We start from the raw sequence: 19,666 nt of genomic DNA, 5'->3' as shown, positions 1-19,666 counted from the left end.
GACAAATAAATCTGAAATCATCTGAATTTTAGTTAGTATAACCGATGCTTTCAGTGGAAATTTTCAAGAAGTGATAAAAACAGGTGAAATGATTAACTCACATTCTAAATCTATACTTAATCTTAACAAATATAACCATCAGTAGTATATTACTTCTCATAGAGTTTCTCCATGACCCGCGAAATATACAATGTAAACATCGAGTCACAGACAGCTTTGCTTAGTCCTCACTGTCTCAAATCGGCATTTCCCCTCGAAGACGGTGTTGCAAAGTCGATTGTAAATTTTCGAGATGAAATCTCAAGAATTATAAACCACCAAGATGAACGTTTGCTAATAATCGTAGGTCCCTGCTCGATACATGATGTGGAAGCTGCAATTGATTACTCAAAACGATTGAAGGAACTTGCTGATGAACACAGCGATACGCTGTTAATTGTAATGAGGGTATACTTTGAGAAACCTCGCACCAGTCTTGGATGGCGTGGACTTGTCGTCGATCCGAACCTGGACGGATTATATAACATCTCAAAGGGCCTGCGGACCGCTCGGCAACTTCTTATCAAATTGGGTGAAATTGGTTTGCCAGCTGGGACAGAAGTTTTAGATCCGATTATTCCTCAATATATTGCAGATCTTGTTTCCTGGGCGGCTATTGGAGCTAGAACCACAGAATCTCAAATACACAGGGAGATATCCAGTGGTTTATCCATGCCTGTTGGCTTCAAAAACGGTACAGACGGAAATCTCTCAATCGCAGTTAACGCGATTAAATCGGCGAGGCACAGTCACAGCTTTATAGGGATAAATCAGGAAGGGCAGACTTGCATATTTAAAACACGAGGAAACCGTAACGTTCATATCATATTGCGCGGAGGTTCAAGTGGTCCGAACTATTATGAAGAAGACATAGAAGAAGCTGAAAACCTGCTGGCTGATATTGGGGTGAGACCCTCAATACTGATAGACTGCTCTCATGCGAATTCAAGTAAAAAGTATGTCAGGCAGGCCCGTGTCTTCCATGCCGCCCTGGATTTGCTTTCTCGCGGTCGCAGGTCGGTGCGTGGAATTATGCTGGAAAGCAATATAAACCCGGGTAGGCAGGAAATATCGAAAGATATCGCAAGACTGAAATACGGCTTCTCTATAACTGATTCGTGCATTGGATGGAAAGAGACAGTTGAATTGATTGTTGAAGCTTCCAATGAATTTTCGAGAATCAAGGATACGGTTGAGAAATAATCCATCGTGAATGTGTATTAGCCTCGCAGCATGACAAGTTGACATATGTGCGGTCTCTTGCCGATAGATTTATGCTTTTCATAGCCAAGGTGGACAGTCGCCTTGTCGCTGGCCTCACCTACATCAACACCCAGCCGGCCTGTCAAGCAGGCAAAGGCAACTAATTTGCCTTGTCAGTTTATTCGAACCATATTTGAACGACGTGTCCTGCCATCCCTTCTTACCCTGTTTCTCATTATTGACGCTGCTTGAGTGCCACTCCGAATGTGTCTTCTGCTCAGGCATGGCGATATAACCTGCCTCGCGGATGATGTCGTTTTGAAAAGCTTGAACAAACCTTCGCGCCCATCCAGCCAGTCGTTTTCGAAAAACCCGGTGGGAGTTCAGTACACCCAAACCACAGGAAGTTCGGAAAACCAGTCGTTGATCAGAAACTCAAGCTCAGTTATTGGATAAGCTTATTTTGACCGATAGTGGACTCTTTGTCCCCTGTTCAAATGAATTTGTCTTATAAAACAGAGGTGGCATCATTCAAAATCAATGGCCATCGCATAGTCGCCGATAGCTTTAATAGTCGCAAACGCACATCGAGTCGAAAAATCAGGCTACACCTCACATACACTGGGGCATCATGAGAAGGTCTTGAGGTTTTAGAGACTCGCAATTCTAACCGCGTTAGCACAGCTGGCGAACTAGAGTTCTCCACTTCGTAAGCTTTCGGGATTTGTTTCCAGAGCCTAATCGTAGACATCTTCCGGATCGAATAAGGGTTCTGACACAATTTCCACTGAATGTCGTGTAATTCTTTGATAAAAACAGCTACGGCGACCTGTATGACAGGCTGCATCTCCAAGTTGTTCAACTTTGAGCAACACCGTATCCAAATCGCAGTCAAGAAGAATTTCCTTTACCAACTGCGTTCTGTCGGAAAGTTCACCTTTTTCCCAAAGTTTTTGATGCGTTCGCGACCAATAAACTGCCTTTCTCCTTTCAAGAGTTGCATTCCAGGCTGCCAGATTCATCCAGCCAAGCATCAACACATCCCCAGAGCTGTAATCCTGGGTGATAACCGGTATTAATCCACCAAGTTTTTTAAAATTGGGTATGAGAGCTGGTTGAGAATCAGAGCTTGACATCTGATATAGTATACTTGCCGGTTTCATCCAACGAATCTGAGGGATTTTCTATAGGACTCATCAGATAATGCAATTCGCTTCGCGATATGGCATCGCCCTCGACTTTCCCTGCTTCAGTCCCACCAATGAAGTCTTTTATATCCTGAAGGTCCTTCAAATTGTTTTCCAGAATTAGACTGAAATTAGCGCGCGTATGCTCAAAAGTTTTTCTAAACCTCCCATTGGTAGAATGCAGTTCATTTAAGAAATGTACATATGCTTCCTTGAGTTTCATTATAGAGTGATAATACACATTTCTACGGATGAGAAGAGAATTCTTCTTCAATGAATCGTATATTTTTTCAATCGAGGAATTGATGAAAAGGATATCTTCCAAAATTTTATTTGCGAAGTATTCGATATCCACATTAAGTCTAATCGCATCATGCAAAGTCCGAATTAAGGATCGTAGGAAAAGAATATTGTCATCGTAATGGGTTTTTTCAGGCAATTTAGACTAACTCCCAATTATGCTTATCGGTACTTCACAGCACTTGCTTGACGCTTGTTACTTTACGAAGTAGGGTACTTTGTCTCCTTTTCTGATTATAAGGTTGAGACTGAGATTGGAGGACATTTAATGAAAATTTACGAGTTGGTCTGCGCCTTCACTGTGAAGGAGGGACAAAATGCATCGAGTATTGAGGGCGTTCAGAGTATCCTCAAAAATTTTCAAGCCGAAATACAGTCGGAAGAAGATTTAGGTGTCCGGGAACTTGCTTACGAGATAGGTAAGGAAACCAGAGGGTGCTATCGATTGTTCAATATTGAACTCGAGCGGAATAAATTGCCCAAATTGGAAGATGCTCTGAAACTTCAAAAAGGTCTACTGCGTCATCTTTTTGTGTTGAAGGCGAAAGAATCGATTAGATGAGGTACAATGGCTTCAGATATTAACAAAGTTATACTTCTTGGGCGCTTAACCAGAGATGCCGAACTATCCTACACTCAAAGCGGTTATTCCTTATTGAAGTTTTCGATAGCAGTAAATAGAAATCGCAAGCAAGACGATCGATGGATAGAGGAAGCCAGCTTTTTTGATGTCACTGTTTTCGGACGCCAGGGTGAAGCGATAGCAAACTATATGACTAAAGGAAAACAGGTGGGCGTCGAAGGACAGCTTCGTCAAGATCGTTGGGAATCTCAGGATGGCACTCGACGATCAAAAATTGTCATAGACGCAAACTATGTGCAGTTGCTTGGCAGTCGCGGAGGAGATACGGGTGGAAGCTGGACGAGCGGCTTAGATAGCGCACCACAATCAGACTCTCAACCTGGCATTCAAAAGGGGCCTCCTCCAACCAGCTTTGAAGATGACATTCCATTCTAACGACAGGGAGAGAGAACGATTACGCAATTGCGGGTCGACCGTTTATCGTTCATAATAACAGGAGACAAGAAGATGGCTGATTACTCAGAAAACAACATAGACTTGGGTGACGATCAAACATATTCGGAATTGCGGGATAGGGCTCCTGCTACGGGACGCTCTCAACGAGATTTTGCTCGCCGAAAAGTTTGTAAGATATGTACGGGCAAGACTAGCGCGAGCTACAAAGATTCCGAAGCTCTTCGGCGTTTTACAACCGAGCGTGGAAAAATTCTTGCTAGAAGAATAACCGGAACCTGCGCCAAGCATCAGAGGTTTGTAGCGCGTGAAATAAAACGTGCGCGCATCTTAGCCTTGTTGCCATTCGCAAGCAAGTAAGGGAGATCTGGATGAAGATAATTCTTTATAGGGATGTCCCTAATTTAGGTGAAGAAGGTGATGTAAAAGACGTGGCACCCGGATATGCTCGCAACTTTCTAATTCCGAAAAAGATTGCAGTGCCGTATGGCAAGGCAACGAAAATGGAATTACTGCAAAAACGACGGGCGATTAATCGCCGCAAAGCCGAGAGAGCAACCGATGCTGCCAGTTTGAAAACCAGAATTGAGGCGATGGAGATGGAAATCATGGCTGCTGCTGGCGAGCAGGGCAGACTCTTTGGATCGGTTACCTCTACTGCAGTTGTGGATTATCTTCTCTCCCACGGCATAAATATAGAGCGGAAGAAGATTGAACTCCCGGATGGGGGAATAAGAAATATTGGAATTCACAACGTGAAAATCAAGATTTATGGTGAACAGCTGGCCGAATTGAGAGTTAACGTGGCGCCAGCCGGTGCAAAACAACCAAAAAAGGGTTCATCGGGAAGTGAAGCAGAGGCTTCGCTGGATGCCAAGACTGTTGAGCATTCTGAGGTTAAGGTGGAGGATGCAGAAGAGAGCAAACCGAACGAGGCTAACGAAGAGAATTAGGCGGTATTGGTGGAAGGCGCCTTAAAGGATTCTGTTCCTCCCTATAACGAAGAGGCGGAAATGGCAACCTTGGGTGCCTTGCTTTTGAACTTCTCAGTAGATTTATTGGAGGAGGTTCAGCAATTTGTCCGCGCGGAAGATTTTTTCAAAGGGGCACACCGTTTAATATTCAAAGCCATCACAGTTCTCAAGGACAAGGGGGAGGGTGTAGATCTTCTGACACTGACTGCCGAGTTGCGCGCCTCTGGAAATATAGATAAAACAGGGGGCCTGGGTTATGTGGCCTCCCTAACCGAGAGAGTCCCCTCGACAGCAAATGTCGCCTATTATGCGAAACTTGTTCAAAATGCCAGCGTACGACGATCTCTTCTCAACATCGCTTATCAACTAATCTCCGATGCACATAACGAATCCCTGGAATCCCGCCTAATCATCGAAGAAGCAGAGAAATCCATTTTCAATTTAAATGACAATCAGAGTAGGGGGGAGTTGAAATCCGCTCAAGAAGTAATTGGAAAAACTGTCTCAACTATTGAGGATAGATTTCGAACCAAGGGAAACTATATTGGCATACCCTCCGGATTTGATATGCTTGACAGACTTACCTGCGGATTTCAGAAATCTGAAATGATAATAATTGGCTCACGGCCTTCAATAGGCAAAACCGCTTTTGCATTATCGATGGCCACAAATATCTCCATTAGAAACAAAATTCCCTGTGGTTTCTTTACTCTTGAGATGTCTGCCATCTCATTGATGTTGAGAATTGTATCGGCTGAAAGCAGGATCAATTCCAATAGCTTGCGTACAGGCCTTCTCAAATCTACAGACTTCAATAAGATTGTTACCGATACTGCCGGGCGTATTTACGATGCACCGCTCATCTTCCAAGATACACCCAACATCCCACTTCTGGATTTACGCTCTCTAGCTCGCAAGATGGTGAGCAAGTACAGTGTTCAAATAATCTTCATAGATTATATCGGCCTAGTCTCCCCGGAAAACACCAAACAGGAAAGGCACGAACAGATATCACAAATTAGCAGATCTTTGAAGGCGCTGGCAAGAGAGCTTGATGTCCCAATCGTGGTTCTCTCTCAAGTAGGAAGACAATCCGAAGGGAAAACTCCATCATTGGCCGATCTTAGAGAATCGGGAGCTCTTGAACAAGATGCGGATGTGGTGCTTTTCCTTCACAGAGAACGAAGCTTCGATGAGGATGAAGTTGATCGAGAAAGCAAATCTATCATTAAAACCGATTTAATAGTTGCGAAGCAGCGAAACGGCCCCACAGACATGGTGCGATTGGCATTCATTCCGCACTATGCCCGCTTCGAGAATCTGCAAGATTATTAAGCAAGCTCTTGAAGTGGAATCAACTCCCCAGTATTTCACAGACCAATCGAGGGTCTACTACGTTCCCATCTTCGAGGATTACAAACTTATCTATAGCTCTGGCAGAGGCCCAAATCGTATTTGCAGAGATGCCCACCCAAGATCCATCATCGAAGAAATGGACACTTAGAATCGGCATGCCTCCGATACTATCCCAAATCAACAAAGCACCATCTGAATCCAAACCATAGAGGTTTCCACCATGGGCTTGTAGAAATGCAATTGATTTCGCATGCTCGTATGCAATAGTTTTATTTCCTAGAATCTGCAAGACCTTGCCACCCAGATTTGTATAAACACTTTTACCGCCTGGGTGTGGCAAAACGATGGCATTCAAAACCTCACCAGAGACTTGCAATAGAACTTTAGAACGCTCAATTCGTTTTGGATCGTGACGAAGCAAGCTGGTTTCGACCTCACCCGAAGGGGTTTTCCTCATCCCGACTGTGTAAATACTTGCGGGCCCCGCTTCAATGCGATAGACCATGAATCGTTTATCTGGCACGGGAATCGCTTCTTTCGAATACATATCAATCATCTCGAGTGGAGTGTTGACACTACCTTTGGACGAACGTCCGAGAAGAATAAACTCGCCTTGCACTGAATATGCCGCATCTAGGTTATCAAAAGAAGAATACTCAAATAACAGTGTACCATTTTTTGGATTCAAGATATTTACAACACCTTTTCTGTCGACAGTTAGAATTCTGTTTTCATCAACAGGTGAGCATTTTAGAATCTTATTGGTGGTTGGGAAAAAGAACTCGGTGTCTGATATCAAAGGATAGAGGAGTCTTATACCATTGCCATTGTCGGAAAAATCCTTGTCCCAAAGCAAGAAAGCACCGTTCGAAAGAATGTGGATTCCCGTGTGTTCCGCGCTGGATTTCGAAAAATACACTTTCTGGGTGACATTGGTCAAAGCATTGATGTCCTCCCCGGAATCGCTGGAAAAAAACGACGAGGTAAAACTCAGTATTTTCCCACCGCCGGCGACATTGATGGAGTCATCATAAAAGGCAAACGAATCAGGCTGCCATAATCGATCGTCTATTAGCGTTGAAAACCCTTCGGCGCTTTCTACAACTATGTATCCGTCCCTGGATATCATGTAAGTAGTCCCGCTAACCCGAAGAACCTTCGCAGGTTGAAGTGAATCATCCAACTCCAAGAGATTCGGATGAATTCCTTCGGTACTTCGGGGAATAAACTCATTGTCCCGAACTTCATACCTATGCAGCATTGATCCCTTGGTGGTTGAAGCAATGGCATCGATTTCGCCTGTCGATTCATCAATTGCAACATCACTCAACCCGGATATAACTAAGCGAGCTAGCACATAACCGGTTTGGCGATTAAGAAGAATCAAAGCATTGTTTTGATAAGCGAAAAGAATTGATTTGGATTCGTTTTGCAACACGGACAAGCCACGAAGTTTGGAAACAGTTTTCACGGAGTGTTTCAATTCCGAGGTGTCGATGTCCCAGTAACGAATGAAGCCGGAATTTGTATATGTCATCAAAACAGTTTCAGTCGAACCAATATATCCGCTGTTATACAATGAGGGGAGGTTTTGCAGTTTTAGCAGCCGACGACCCGTAATGCCATCAATCATTATTATGCTGGGCGATCCAAGAGTTCCAAGTACCAGGTAAGTTCCAAGTGTCGACCAGGTGGCAAAAAGCAGCTCCCTGTCAAATTTGTGCTCGTAAACCATCTTCTCGCTTCCCCAATCCCATACTGAAAGAGTGGAAAAGCCATCTTCAGAATATATGATTGCAGCTTGCTCATTTGATTGATTGATATCGAGATCGGAAATTCGTCCCCGCGTTACATGGAAACGATGAAGCACGATTCTATCTTTGGGTTTGGTTACAATTAAGAATCCGTCTTCACCCACGGAAACCAATACTTCTGATTTCTTGTGCCATTTAATTGCCACTGGGATGTCGCTGTGTCCTCGTTGCAACACAAGAGTGTACTTGGCTGAAACAATATGCTGCGGGACAACAACAAGGAGGAAAAGAATTGCCAGCCTACAGTTCATACTCTGTCAACGGTTGTTTAGCTGAATGATATCATTGACAATGGCTGCCATAGCGATAAAAAGCACAATTATTGTACCTATGACTTGGTATCTATATATCGTTTTGGGACCGATAGGTTTATGCTGCAGTAGTTCGAATATGAATAGAATAATCTGACCGCCATCTAGAACAGGAATCGGAAGCAAATTGAGAAATGCCAAAGATATTGAAATTATCGCAAGAAGTTCGAAAGTCCAGAGCATGCCTGGACCAAACCCGCCTCGAAATCCTTCGGCGACAATCGCGCCAGTATCTGAAATAAGCCTTATTGGACCAGAAACCACATTTTGTGGTTTAGTTCCGAGAAAAAGCATTCTTATGGCTCGGAGAGTGGAGCTCAGATTCAGGAAGGTTTCTCTAAATCCACTCACCGTCGCCTGGAAAAAATTCACTGATTCGCTCCGGCTGGAACTGAGCTGAAACGACAATTCAGCGCTAAGATCCTTTGCCGATAGGGAATTAAACGTAACTTCTCTCCCCTTCCTCAAGACAGTGAGATGGACAGCTTCGGTATCTTCCAGCACCTTATATAAGGCGACGCTGTGGGGAATTTCAATATCGTTTGCACGGATGATTCTGTCACCTTCTTGAAGTCCAATAGAGCTGTTACTTGCCGATGTCGAAGCAATAATAGGATCCACCCAGGCTAAAACGCCAATCATGGCAAACCCGGTTTCTTCGTCCAACGTGGGAACAATGTCGATGGGTATAGTCCGCCCTTTTCGTTCCACGGTAAGTTCTATTTGTTCATCTGGTTTGAAGGCAAGTAGCGGTCTTAACTCATGAAAGGCCTTGATCGGCTTCTGGTTTATGAGAACTATCAAATCCTCACTTTGCAAACCAGAATGATCGGCCGGCCAAATTGAGCCATCGTCCGACCACTCCGAAAGCAGTATAATCCGCGGTTCTACATACTCTTCATTGTATCCAGCCCACGAAATAGTTGTAAAAATGAGAATGGCGAAAATTAAATTCGCCAGCGGTCCAGATACGCTGACAAGTATTCGACTCAGGGGCGAACTACTATAGAATTCTCCTTCAGCCTTTGGTATTTCCTTGAGTTTCTCATCCAGCGCCTTACGAAAAGATTTTTCCCCGTAAAATCGACAATACCCACCAAGAGGTATCATTGATAATCTATAATCCGTGTTTCCTCTCTTAAATCCAAATAGGCGACGTCCAAATCCTATCGAGAACACCTCGACTCTGATTGCACTTAGTCTGGCTGTCAGATAATGTCCTCCCTCGTGAACAAGCACAACTGCGGAAAGCCCTATTATGCCGAGAAAGACTTCGAAAATGCTGTCAAACATCTAAGTAGTAACCTGAAAAAAGATAACGAATAACGGCGCTGTAAACAAAACCGAATCAATGGAATCCAGCATACCGCCTCGGCCCATAATGATTTTTCCCGAGTCCTTCACACCCGTAGCCCGTTTAATAGTGGATTCCACTAAATCGCCCGCCGTAACACAAAAACCGGCAGCGAGTCCAAACAAGATAAGCTGCCATTTTGGTTGGGGAAAAACCTCGGGTAAAACATAGGCAGCAGTCAGAATAACTAAAACCGAGGAAAGAATCCCACCAGAAAATCCTTCAACAGTCTTATTCGGGCTCACTCGGAAAACATTTCGATGCTTTCCAATCGTTACTCCAAAAAACCAGGCTAAAGAATCATTTAAAAATATGACTAAAATGAATACCAGGAGGATGAGATTGGAATTTTCAAGCCATGTAAGCCGGCCAACCCACCAGAGAAACCAGCCAGGATACAAAACCATTAGCAGTCTGGTGCCCATTCTCGTAATGCCGACGCTGAACTCCGTCTTGCTAATTGATACAGAATCAGAGAGAGCCCATACTATTCCTACTAAGAGTGCAAGCGTTGACGATATCGGAGGTATCCATTCCATATTTATGAGCCAGGCCAGAATGGGCCATAGTCCGGGAATCAAAACAGCCCACAAAGGGAGCTTTTTGGCAATTCTAGATAGCATCGTGCGCATTTCAAAACCACATACAATTCCCGTGATCACGGTTAGAATTATCGTTCCAATCTGTCCATAGTGAGGAATAAAAAACACAATGGCGGATAATAGTGGAATTCCGATAAAAAACAATAAAAGGCGTTTCGTCAGATTGTTCATTGCACTGTTCCACCGAATCTCCGTTGTCTTTCCTGATAGCTTAGTATCGCTTCATCCAAATCCTCGGCGGTCCAATCAGGCCAGTAAGTATCTGAAAAATATAATTCCGCATATGCGGCCTGCCAAATCAGGAAGTTGCTTAAACGAATTTCCCCTCCAGTTCTAATCAATAAGTCTAATTCAGGAAGCTCAGGATGATCCAGATTGGAATTGATACTCTCCTCACTCAAAGTGCCGGCGTCACCACCGTTTGATATAAATTCTTTGACTGATCTGACAATTTCATCTCGCCCACCGTAGTTTATCAGCAGATTCACTATCATGCCGTCAAATAATTCTGTATCTGATTCAACAAGCAAAATTTCTTCGCGTACAATTAAAGGAAGTTTTTCTAAATCCCCAGAATGAATAACTCGAATATTTCGTTCCCGGTAGAAATCGTATTGTTTCCTCAAGTGTTTCTTGATCAATTCCAACAAAAAATTAACTTCTTCCTCGGCTCTCCGCCAGTTTTCGGTGGAAAATGTGAAAAGCGATAGATAAGATATTCCCAAATCTGAAGTATGAGCCACAATTTTCTTAGCAGTTTCAAGTCCTTCTTTATGCCCGTTCGTCCTAGGGAGACCTTGTTTTTGCGCCCATCTTCCGTTTCCATCCATGATGATTCCAACATGTTTTGGAAGTAGTTGCTTATCGGAAGGCATTAGATTTCCATAATCTCCTCTTTCTTTGCCTCCACAATTGCCGCTATTTTCTCTACAAATGAATCGGTCAGTTTCTGAACTGTATTCGTGCCCTTCTTCTGTTCGTCGTCGGTGAAATTACCGGATTTAATCTGCTCGTTTATATCTCGGCGAATATTTCTAATTGAAACTCGGGCATTTTCCGCCAGTGCGTTCACTTTCTTCACTAATTCCTTGCGCCGCTCCTCATTGAGAGGAGGGATACTGATTCGGATTAACTTCCCATCGTTTCCAGGATTAAGTCCGAGTTCAGAAGCGAGAATGGCCTTTTCAATATCTCCAATCGAATTCCTATCAAAGGGTTGAATAACTATAAGCCGTGCCTCCGGTATCGAGATATTCGCCAGCTGTTTGAGAGGAGTTGGCGTGCCGTAGTAGTCAACGCGCAATCTATCAAAGAGGGCGGCTGAAGCCCTCCCCGAACGAAGGAAGTTCAATTCTTCCTCTAGCGAAGTTATGCTCTTTTTCATTTTCTCTTCGGCTTTTGTTCTTAAATCGTCCATAACTATCTCCTTCGTGTTATCGAAAGTCTACTCCTGGCCAACTCCGATGTAAGCATAGTCGCTTATCACAATTGTACCACCGCAGGATTCAGCAGTTTCATCTACAACTTTTTTGACGGTTTTCTTCTCTTCTTTGACAAAACCCTGATCCTCGAAGCAGATCTGCGCAAGGTGTTTTTTTAGCTTTCCCGCGACGATTCCCTTTATGATTTTTTCCGGTTTATCAGCCATATTCCTTGCCTGAGCGGCAAACACTTCTTCCTGCTCTTTGAGATAAGAAGGGGGCACGGTGGCGTGATTGAGATAGAGCGGATTGAATGCAGTGACATGCATGGCAAGGTTGAAGGACAACTCTCTTACCTCATCTCTCGATGCGGTTGCCTGAGAATCACAGCTGAGTTTCACCAAAGTTCCTATCTGCCCTTCGTTATGGGAATAATTCGCAACTAGTTCGTTTTCGGTGAAATCCCACAGCACTATTCTGCCAAGAAGCATGTTTTCTTTCAGAATCGCGATAGCCTCTTTTACCATTATTTCCAATTCTTGTTTTTTTTCTATCGATTTTGATTGCAGGATGGCTTTCGAAATCTTCTCTCCGGTGTCACGAAACACACTGTTTTTTGCCACAAAATCCGTTTCACAGGTTAGCTCAACCATGACGGCCTTCCCATCCGCAATGAGGGTGAACACTCTTCCATTGTTTGTTGAACGACCTGCTCGCTTATCGGCATTAGCAAGTCCCTGCTCCTTCAGTATTCTCTCCGCTTTCACAATATTGCCATTCGCCTTGAGTAGCGCATTTTTGCAATCAAGCATTCCGGCGCCGGTTTTGGCGCGAAGCTTTTTGACTTCCTGGTATATGCTGCTCATATCTCCTTCATTCTTATCGCCAGTCTTATCTTTTGTCGATTGTTCCACAATTCCTTCTGCCTCAAGTGTTCCCACCGGCGTTGTTTCAGCGGATTCATCGGCTGCAGAATTTTTTTTGTTCAGCAATTCATCAGTCTGTTCCACGGAGGAAACTTCACTTTCCGCATTTATTGATTCTTTAACTGTGACTTCGGTAACGATTGTTTTTGCCTTTTCGGCATCGGTTTCTTCCCCGGAAACCTCAGGCATATTGGTGGATTTGGTGTCAGTGATTTCGTTTCCCGGGGCTTGCGATTTTTCACTAATTTTCTCTATAGGAACTTTGTTTTCGAAGTCCTCTTCAGAGATGAAGTCTCTGAGGGCTGTTTTGGTGTTGGAATCGTCTATTGGAACAGAGTCAGCTAACTCTGTTCCATCTTTATTTGAGACTTCCAGCGGCGGAGAAGGCCTGCTGAGTCTGTAGTCATCGTGTTCGTCGATATCTTCATCGTATTGATCGATAAGCTCAAGGGTTGATTGCTCGTCAATGAGTGCACTTCCAGCAAGCTCATCGTCCTGTAAATTCTCGATTACTTTGAGGCCCTGTTCGTTATCGGCTTCAATTACCGCATTTGCGATAACCTGCGTAAACAAATTGATAGCGCGAATGGCATCATCGTTTCCAGGTATGGGATAATCAATTCCCTCGGGGTTGGAATTGGTATCCACAACGGCAATAATTGGGATTCCCATTCTACGAGCCTCTGCAACCGCTATCGCTTCCTTTTGTGTATCAATCACAAACATCACCCCCGGGAGACTGGACATGTTCTCAATACCCCCTAGGTTTTTTTCGAGTCTACCTTGTTCTTTGAGCAATAACGCCACTTCTTTTTTTGTGAGTTGCTCGAAGGTACCGTCCACCTCCATTTTTTCCATTTTCTTCAAGCGCAGCAGGGATTTTCTTATTGTGGAAAAATTAGTGAGCATCCCGCCAAGCCAACGGTTGTTGACAAAGAACATCTCACAGCGCTCGGCTTCGCGCTTAATCGAGGCCTGGGCCTGTTTCTTCGTTCCAACAAACAGCACGGATTTACCCTCCAATACCTTATGGCGAACGGTGTCATACGCTTCCTTGATGGCGATAATCGTTTTCTGAAGATCGATGATATGAATTCCGTTTCGTTCTGTGAAGATGTATTTCTTCATCCGGGGGTCCCAACGTCGTGTCTGGTGACCAAAATGCACACCTGCTTCCAGCAGATTTTTCATGGTTACAACTGCCATGAAGCCTCCTCATTAAATGTCTGCTACACCCGGAAGTGACTCTGCTGAAGCAATACAGTCCGCCTTCCAGGCCTTGAATCGACACTGCAAGGAAAGATTATGATAGCGAAGACACCTTCCCGTTCATCATGATGTCGTTTCGATATCGAAGTATTGCTGTCATTACACGTCACACCGGAACCTGCCCAATATGGACGGTCGAACTAGGGTGTCACAAAGGAGGCTTAATGGCAAGCCCATGGGCGCAGAACCCATCTCCACTAAAGGAAATGAACTTTGGGTTTACTTCCCGCCTTGAATATAATTCTCCGGTCCGGTTCCCGTTCGTCGGTGCAGACCGGGTTCTTCGACTTTGGTTCCCTAAAAAAACGCTGGAAAAAATGGAACTGATATGCATATAATGCACCTGTATGTTTTTGACTATCGCCCGATTTTTCAAAACTATTTCGGCATACAGAAAGTCTTGGATTATCGCTTTCTCAATGGCTTCCGGCTTAACTTTGGTATTGATTCCCGGTGCGACTTTGCTTTGGTTTTTGTTCTTCATACCGCTTATGCTTGTTAGGATAAATCAAGCAGCCTTGATTGGTACCATGATTTTAGGCCGAACGTTTGTTGGTTTGGTAGATCCTTATACAGAGCGCCTGGGCTATCACCTTCTGACAAGGGATTTTTTGTACGAACCGATGGGACGCTTCCTGAGTATTCCCGTTGTTGGCTGGTTTCGTTTGGACGATTCCTTTGTGTTCGGTGGTCTTTTCATGGGAATTGCTGGATGGCCACTGTTTTTCTTGATCTGCTTGCTCCTTGTAATTTTTTATAGAAAGTTTGTTGCCGCGAAGGTGAAGGCGGTTTTTCGATTTTTAGGTTCAAAGATACCTCTATTTGGCAAACTTGATACAACGCTTGCTGAAACCAAGACTGTTGATGAGTATCTGTGAGCAAGAGGATGCAAATTCCATTGTGCTTTCGCAGACTGCTAAATAGGCGCAGATATAGAACAGCGTTTAAGATACTTCTCGACAGGGTTGAACTTAGCTTGCTGAAATCCGTTTTTTCTCCCGGCGAGGAATACCATTATCAAAACTCTTTTGTGGATCGAAAAACCGCCGAGTTTGCCGCGACGTTCATGAAGAAATCCTTATGACTAAGAGTGAACCCAATGTGTTTCGGATTGCTTTTGTCGCCGTTATAATTGGTCTGCTTATTCTCTTCAATACATTGTTTCTAGATAAACTCGCGGCGCGGCAACTTGAGAAACTTCTGGAAACGCTTAGCAAAACTGATGTTACGGTTGAGGGGCTCGATATTGCGCCCCTTGCGGCGCGAATTAGCCTGGATCGTTTGGGATTTGCTTCCAAATCGGATCCGATGCTGGACCGCTGGCAAGTACAAAATATTGTGAGTGATGTGAGTTGGCACGCATTGTCCTTCAGGCGCTTCGTACTCAAGGAATTGCGGGGCACGGGCGCGATTGATGTTGCAAGGAAAACTCCCGCTGTTTATCCAACTGCTGAAACCAGGATTGAACTAAGTGATACTGGCAAATTTTCGGGAACGAACTGGATGCCGAGCGATGCAATCCCCAATGAAGCTGTAAATTTAGTTAAGTCGCTTAGAGAATCCTATGAGACTGAGTATGATGGTTGGGTTTTGAGGATAGATAAGGATATTGCCTCGGCAAAGAGCCTGAGTGAGCGCGTGTATGCACTTGTCACCGAACCCTTACCTGAGTCTGTAGATGGGTGGATCGCGAGAGTTGAGGAGGGGAACGACATAGCCGTGGAAATAAACTCAACTATAACATTGCTCGAAACTTATAAACGCGATTTGGATGCCGCGATAAGGGATGTCACGGGCGCATTCGAGCGCGCCAAGGCAGCCATAGAGCGTGATTTAAACTTGATTGAGAAGACTTTTAGATTGGATGCAGAGATACTCAATCTTTGGCTGCATTCGGCCATCGACGAGTTGTTTGGTCCCAGGCTTGGTGGTGCCTATCGCCAAGTTGCTTCCTCTCTTACTGATTTCCTTGAAGTACGCCGAGGACAGGATAAAACCAGGAAGAAGGGGCGAATGAAACGAGGCCGCATTGTTCAATTCCCTGTGCGTCTGCCACCTAGATTTAGTATGGAAACCTTGGAAATCGCCGGAGAGGGTATTCATATTGTGGGCGCAAACATTGGGATCGACCACGACCTGGCGGGAATGCCTTCGCAGCTTCTGATGGAAATAGACGAACTTGAGAGATTGGATGCGCTTACGGTGGATATCACTGTCGACGATAGAATTGGGGCGGACAATCTGATGTCGGGTAGAGTTGATTTTGATGGTTGGGACTGGTTTATAAACTATGAGAATAGAAACGGCAGGAAGAATGGCATTGGGGGGTTGATTGGAGCAAGTATGGATGTATCTGCTTCACGGACTCCGGAGGTTAATCTGAAAATAGCGGGACTTGCCCGCTTAACTGATTGGAAGGAATTTGAAGGCGAGGGATTTTTTTCTTTTGTTCAAGAATCTTCGCCGCCCTTAGGTTTTCAATTCGAGGCACAGTTTGGCGAAAGTAACTTCGAATTCGCGGTTTCCGTGGTTGAAGAGTATCTTCAGGATTGGGTTGTTCTGCTTTCCGATACGCTTCTTTTAGAGAGTAAGGAGAATGCTCGGCGGCTGTTGTTGGATGAAGTGAACATTGATTTAGAAAGTTTGGATGCCTTGTTAATCGATTGGAATGATCAGGAAGAACTTCTGGATGTGACGCTTGAGCAACTGGCTGCACAGAACGTAATTTTAAATGAGAGTATTTCCGAGTGGACGGAACGGGCAACTGGGGGAATTCTTTCACCTCTTGAGTTGTTCGAAGGGTTAAGGCCCCTGTTCTAAAAGTTCAGATTCAATTGCTTGGTTTTTTCGCTCCTGCCTGTGAGAAGGGATATGCTTATTCCGATTAGACGCAGAGGGCGTCTCTTTATCTGAAAATCACTTAGGAGCTTTGTGCTTATGTGTATGAAATCCCTGAGGTTCTCTATCGGGCTCGGGAAGCTGTGGCTCTTGCTTGCGGATTTAAAATCGTAGTATTTCACTTTTACAATTACTCGTCGTCCAATAAGTTCGAGTTTTTCCAGCCTTTCCCAAACTTTGGCGCATAATTCTTTGAGAATGCTTGAGAGTTGTTTTTGATCGCCTATATCTTCTTCGAAAGTCCGTTCCCTTCCAAGAGACTTGCGTATATGCGTTACTTCGACGTCTCGCTCATCGATTCCACGACAACAATTATAGTACCAATAACCTGCGTTCCCAAAAAATTCTATCAACTTCCATAGGGAGAAGGCGCGTAGTTGCGCTCCGGTGTGAATACCCAGTCGCGCCATCTTGGCGTTGGTTACCTTGCCAATCCCCCATAACTTGGAGATTGGAAGCTGAGCTAGAAAAGAATCTTTCGTTTGTGGTGTGATTACAGTTAGACCATCGGGTTTATTCCAATCGGAGGCTATTTTTGCCAGAGATTTGTTAAAAGAGACCCCGGCGGAGGCTGTCAGTTGGGTTCTTTTGAGTATTTCTTGTCGAATCCACTGTGCAATACAGGTTGCCGAGGGTTCATGGAATTTGTTTTGACTGACATCGAGGTATGCTTCATCAAGTGAGAGGGGTTCGATTATATCGGTAACTTCTCGAAATATGGAGTGCACTTGCTTTGATATTTTCCAATATTCACTGTAGTTTGGATTGGTAATGAATATTGCGTGGGGGGCGCGCCTCAGGGCTTCCGATGAACTCATTGCCGAATGAATGCCATATGCTCGTGCTTCATAAGAACATGTTGCGACGATACCTCGACGACCAGGTCCTCCTCCCACAATAACCGGTTTCCCTTTGAGTCTGGGATTATTGCGTTGTTCTATCGCGGCATAGAAGGCGTCCATATCAATGTGGATTATTTTTCTTACCGAATTCTGTGCCATTACATATATATATAATGTATATTTCATGATTTGTGGGAAGCAGACTGATGAGGGCCTTGCTTCTCCCCTTTTTAACTTTCATGTATCATACGAGGGTGCATTTTCAAAGTTCTGCATAAGCTTGTTTCTTAAATGGACGTCAAAGCCTTGGAATCCCCAAGTTGGGATTGAGTTTCAAAGAAGTTTGAAAAGGTATTACGAGCAACCATGGTAGTTGGATTTGTGAGTGTTCGAAACTGGGGGTAAAATAATGAGTTTCAATAATGCTGTGAGAAAATTTGGCCGCGCGATGGACGTGTTTAGAAGGGTGGTTATATCTTTGCTCTTCTGGCTAATCGTTGTTCTGCTGATCGTGGGCTTTGTGGGTGAAAGGCCGCCGCGGATTGATAAGGGCAGTCTACTGGTTGTTAGACCTGTCGGAAGGCTTGTTTATGCCTACACTTCTCCAATTAGTTATAGGGGAATACCTATCGATGCCGCTGCTGATGAGATTCTGCTCGATGATTTGGTTTCCGCGATTGAGATGGGAGTGGTGGATTCACGCATTGTCGGACTTTGGGTGGATTTAAATGAGTTGTCGACTGCTGGGTATGCAGCTGTAGCTGAGCTTTCCAATGCTATTGCGGAATTTCGTGAGAGTGGGAAACCCGTGTTAGCCAGTGCTGATTATTTTGATAATGGCAGATATCGTATCGCTTCGGCAGCGGATTATATTATTGTGGACCGCCTTGGTGAGGTTCGCCCGGTGGGTTATGGTTATTGGCAAGCCTATTGGGGTGAAGCATTGAAAAATTTTGGGGTAGATGTTCGACTTTTTCGGTCTGAAGAGACAAAGTCGGCGGCGGAAAGGCTGATTTTGGATGAAATGTCGGAGGCCGTGCGCAGGAATGAAGGACTTCTATTTGGCGACTTATGGGACCTGTGGCTCAATGATGTAGCAAAGAACCGAGAAATGGAACTGAGTAAACTCGCAGAATGGATAGAAAATTACGATGAATACCTTGCAGAGTCAAACGGAGATGGAGCTGATGCCGCTTTGCGTGCGGGTTTGGTAGATGCGATTGAGAGGGGAGGGATGTTGGCCGCCCGCTTGGAGGCAGTTCTGGGGAACCCTAAGCAGATTGATGCGGTTGATTATGTATTGCGAAATTACAGACGACGACGGCATTTGCCAGTTATCGCGATTATCCCTGTTGTTGGTCCTCTGGTATATGGGGAAGGGGGAGCTGGTATTGCTGGAAGCAACGATGTGATTGATGCTATCGATAGAGCTCGGAATACTCCTAAGGTGAAGGCGCTTGTATTGCGGATTGACAGCACCGGCGGTGATGTATGGGCCGGGGAATCGATTAGGCGGGCTGTGGAGGAAACCCGCGAAAAGTGGAATTTACCTGTTGTTGCGTCTTTGGGCGACAGTGCCGCATCTGGAGCCTACTGGATAGCAATTGAATCTGACTTGATTGTCACCAGACCTGAAACTATTACTGGCTCCATAGGTGTGTTCAGTATTGCTTTAAGCTTTGAAGAAGCTTTGTCTAAGTGGCTGGGTGTGAAAATGGACGGACTCGGCACGACTCGTTGGTCGGGGAGCAATCATCCCGGCAGAAGTTTGGATGAGAGATACGCTTCGCTTATTTCGCTATCGGTTTCGGATATTGATGAGTTCTTTCGCCAAATCGTTGCAGAGAAACGTGGGCTTTCTGAGAAACAGGTGGATGAACTTGCGGGGGGGGTTTGGTCTGGCAAGCGGGCATTGGATTATCGTCTTGTGGATGAGAGCGGGGGAAGTAGTGATGCAAGAGTGGCGGCGGCGGAGTTGGCTGGACTTACCAGTTGGAATGTGATGTACTTCGAAAGGGAACTGGATTATCGGGAAGAACTGTTTGGAAGATTCCTGTGGGGTTCCAGGGCTAGACGGGCTGCTACAACAAAACGAGGGGTTTCACTTTTTTAGACACTAGCTGCGTTTTTTGGA

The 19,666-nt window shown here is 44.8% G+C and carries 18 protein-coding genes and 2 pseudogenes; 10 read left to right on the top strand and 10 right to left on the bottom strand.

All coding sequences use genetic code 11. The features are described from left to right. The first annotated feature begins 171 nt into the window (after nt 1–171). Nucleotides 172–1,242, top strand: coding sequence for a 3-deoxy-7-phosphoheptulonate synthase (locus tag S1OALGB6SA_RS06075; protein WP_037563532.1), 1,071 nt, complete (start codon nt 172–174; stop codon nt 1,240–1,242). A gap of 737 nt (nt 1,243–1,979) precedes the next feature. Here S1OALGB6SA_RS06075 and hisI read toward each other — a convergent pair. Then, nucleotides 1,980–2,378: a phosphoribosyl-AMP cyclohydrolase gene (gene hisI / locus S1OALGB6SA_RS06070; protein ID WP_052080199.1), complete on the bottom strand. Its 399-nt coding sequence runs from the start codon at nt 2,376–2,378 to the stop codon at nt 1,980–1,982. Further along, on the bottom strand, nt 2,365–2,868 hold the full coding sequence (locus S1OALGB6SA_RS06065; protein ID WP_037563530.1) for a hypothetical protein: 504 nt from the start codon (nt 2,866–2,868) through the stop codon (nt 2,365–2,367). Before S1OALGB6SA_RS06065 ends, hisI begins: the two co-directional genes overlap by 14 nt. 129 nt (nt 2,869–2,997) lie before the next feature. On the opposite strand from S1OALGB6SA_RS06065, the gene rpsF reads away from it, so the two are divergent. From rpsF to dnaB, 5 genes are all read left to right on the top strand, one after another. Further along, nucleotides 2,998–3,291, top strand: coding sequence for a 30S ribosomal protein S6 (gene rpsF / locus S1OALGB6SA_RS06060; RefSeq protein ID WP_037563528.1), 294 nt, complete (start codon nt 2,998–3,000; stop codon nt 3,289–3,291). Between the two features lie 6 nt (nt 3,292–3,297). After that, nucleotides 3,298–3,747, top strand: coding sequence for a single-stranded DNA-binding protein (locus S1OALGB6SA_RS06055; RefSeq protein WP_037563526.1), 450 nt, complete (start codon nt 3,298–3,300; stop codon nt 3,745–3,747). Nucleotides 3,748–3,819: 72 nt separating this feature from the next. Beyond that, the gene (gene rpsR / locus S1OALGB6SA_RS06050) at nt 3,820–4,125 is read left to right on the top strand and encodes a 30S ribosomal protein S18 (protein WP_037563524.1); all 306 of its coding nucleotides are present in this window, start codon (nt 3,820–3,822) and stop codon (nt 4,123–4,125) included. An 11-nt stretch (nt 4,126–4,136) separates the two neighbouring features. Next, nucleotides 4,137–4,718, top strand: a complete 582-nt coding sequence (rplI, locus tag S1OALGB6SA_RS06045; RefSeq protein WP_037563522.1) for a 50S ribosomal protein L9 — start codon at nt 4,137–4,139, stop codon at nt 4,716–4,718. Between the two features lie 9 nt (nt 4,719–4,727). Then, nucleotides 4,728–6,074, top strand: coding sequence for a replicative DNA helicase (dnaB, locus tag S1OALGB6SA_RS06040; RefSeq protein ID WP_306766987.1), 1,347 nt, complete (start codon nt 4,728–4,730; stop codon nt 6,072–6,074). Nucleotides 6,075–6,093: 19 nt separating this feature from the next. On the opposite strand, the gene S1OALGB6SA_RS06035 is transcribed toward dnaB, so the two are convergent. From S1OALGB6SA_RS06035 to rpsB, 7 genes and pseudogenes are all read right to left on the bottom strand, one after another. Then, entirely contained in the window at nt 6,094–8,160 is a 2,067-nt protein-coding gene (locus S1OALGB6SA_RS06035) for a WD40 repeat domain-containing protein (RefSeq protein WP_124032866.1), read from the bottom strand. A 6-nt stretch (nt 8,161–8,166) separates the two neighbouring features. Further along, complete coding sequence (gene rseP / locus S1OALGB6SA_RS06030; protein ID WP_037563518.1) at nt 8,167–9,513, bottom strand: RIP metalloprotease RseP; 1,347 nt, start codon at nt 9,511–9,513, stop codon at nt 8,167–8,169. Then, nucleotides 9,514–10,347, bottom strand: coding sequence for a phosphatidate cytidylyltransferase (locus tag S1OALGB6SA_RS06025; RefSeq protein WP_124032865.1), 834 nt, complete (start codon nt 10,345–10,347; stop codon nt 9,514–9,516). Then, entirely contained in the window at nt 10,344–11,051 is a 708-nt protein-coding gene (uppS, locus tag S1OALGB6SA_RS06020) for a polyprenyl diphosphate synthase (RefSeq protein ID WP_037563514.1), read from the bottom strand. The genes S1OALGB6SA_RS06025 and uppS overlap by 4 nt, the downstream gene beginning before the upstream one ends. Then, nucleotides 11,051–11,593: a ribosome recycling factor gene (gene frr, locus S1OALGB6SA_RS06015; protein WP_037563512.1), complete on the bottom strand. Its 543-nt coding sequence runs from the start codon at nt 11,591–11,593 to the stop codon at nt 11,051–11,053. Before frr ends, uppS begins: the two co-directional genes overlap by 1 nt. A 27-nt stretch (nt 11,594–11,620) precedes the next feature. Next, nucleotides 11,621–12,439: pseudogene (tsf, locus tag S1OALGB6SA_RS11060) on the bottom strand (translation elongation factor Ts); the annotation flags it as partial. Between the two features lie 531 nt (nt 12,440–12,970). Continuing rightward, nucleotides 12,971–13,729: pseudogene (gene rpsB / locus S1OALGB6SA_RS10635) on the bottom strand (30S ribosomal protein S2); the annotation flags it as partial. A gap of 482 nt (nt 13,730–14,211) precedes the next feature. On the opposite strand from rpsB, the gene S1OALGB6SA_RS06005 reads away from it, so the two are divergent. Genes S1OALGB6SA_RS06005 through S1OALGB6SA_RS05995 form a run of 3 tightly spaced genes read left to right on the top strand, consistent with a single transcriptional unit; the run spans nt 14,212 to nt 16,612 of the window. After that, complete coding sequence (locus S1OALGB6SA_RS06005) at nt 14,212–14,670, top strand: DUF2062 domain-containing protein (RefSeq protein ID WP_124032863.1); 459 nt, start codon at nt 14,212–14,214, stop codon at nt 14,668–14,670. After that, on the top strand, nt 14,667–14,876 hold the full coding sequence (locus S1OALGB6SA_RS06000) for a hypothetical protein (RefSeq protein ID WP_124032862.1): 210 nt from the start codon (nt 14,667–14,669) through the stop codon (nt 14,874–14,876). The genes S1OALGB6SA_RS06005 and S1OALGB6SA_RS06000 overlap by 4 nt, the downstream gene beginning before the upstream one ends. Next, complete coding sequence (locus S1OALGB6SA_RS05995) at nt 14,873–16,612, top strand: hypothetical protein (protein ID WP_124032861.1); 1,740 nt, start codon at nt 14,873–14,875, stop codon at nt 16,610–16,612. The genes S1OALGB6SA_RS06000 and S1OALGB6SA_RS05995 overlap by 4 nt, the downstream gene beginning before the upstream one ends. Here the strand turns inward: S1OALGB6SA_RS05995 and dinB are convergent. After that, complete coding sequence (dinB, locus tag S1OALGB6SA_RS05990) at nt 16,609–17,718, bottom strand: DNA polymerase IV (RefSeq protein ID WP_230204451.1); 1,110 nt, start codon at nt 17,716–17,718, stop codon at nt 16,609–16,611. The genes S1OALGB6SA_RS05995 and dinB overlap by 4 nt on opposite strands. A 199-nt stretch (nt 17,719–17,917) precedes the next feature. On the opposite strand from dinB, the gene sppA reads away from it, so the two are divergent. After that, on the top strand, nt 17,918–19,645 hold the full coding sequence (gene sppA, locus S1OALGB6SA_RS05985; RefSeq protein ID WP_124032860.1) for a signal peptide peptidase SppA: 1,728 nt from the start codon (nt 17,918–17,920) through the stop codon (nt 19,643–19,645). Nucleotides 19,646–19,666 lie beyond the last annotated feature (21 nt).

The organism is Olavius algarvensis spirochete endosymbiont, assembly GCA_900608495.1.
GTDB lineage: Bacteria > Spirochaetota > Spirochaetia > DSM-2461 > DSM-2461 > UBA2779.
Note: the sequence above shows the minus strand (reverse complement) of the source record. Positions and strands in the feature narration are given on the sequence as shown.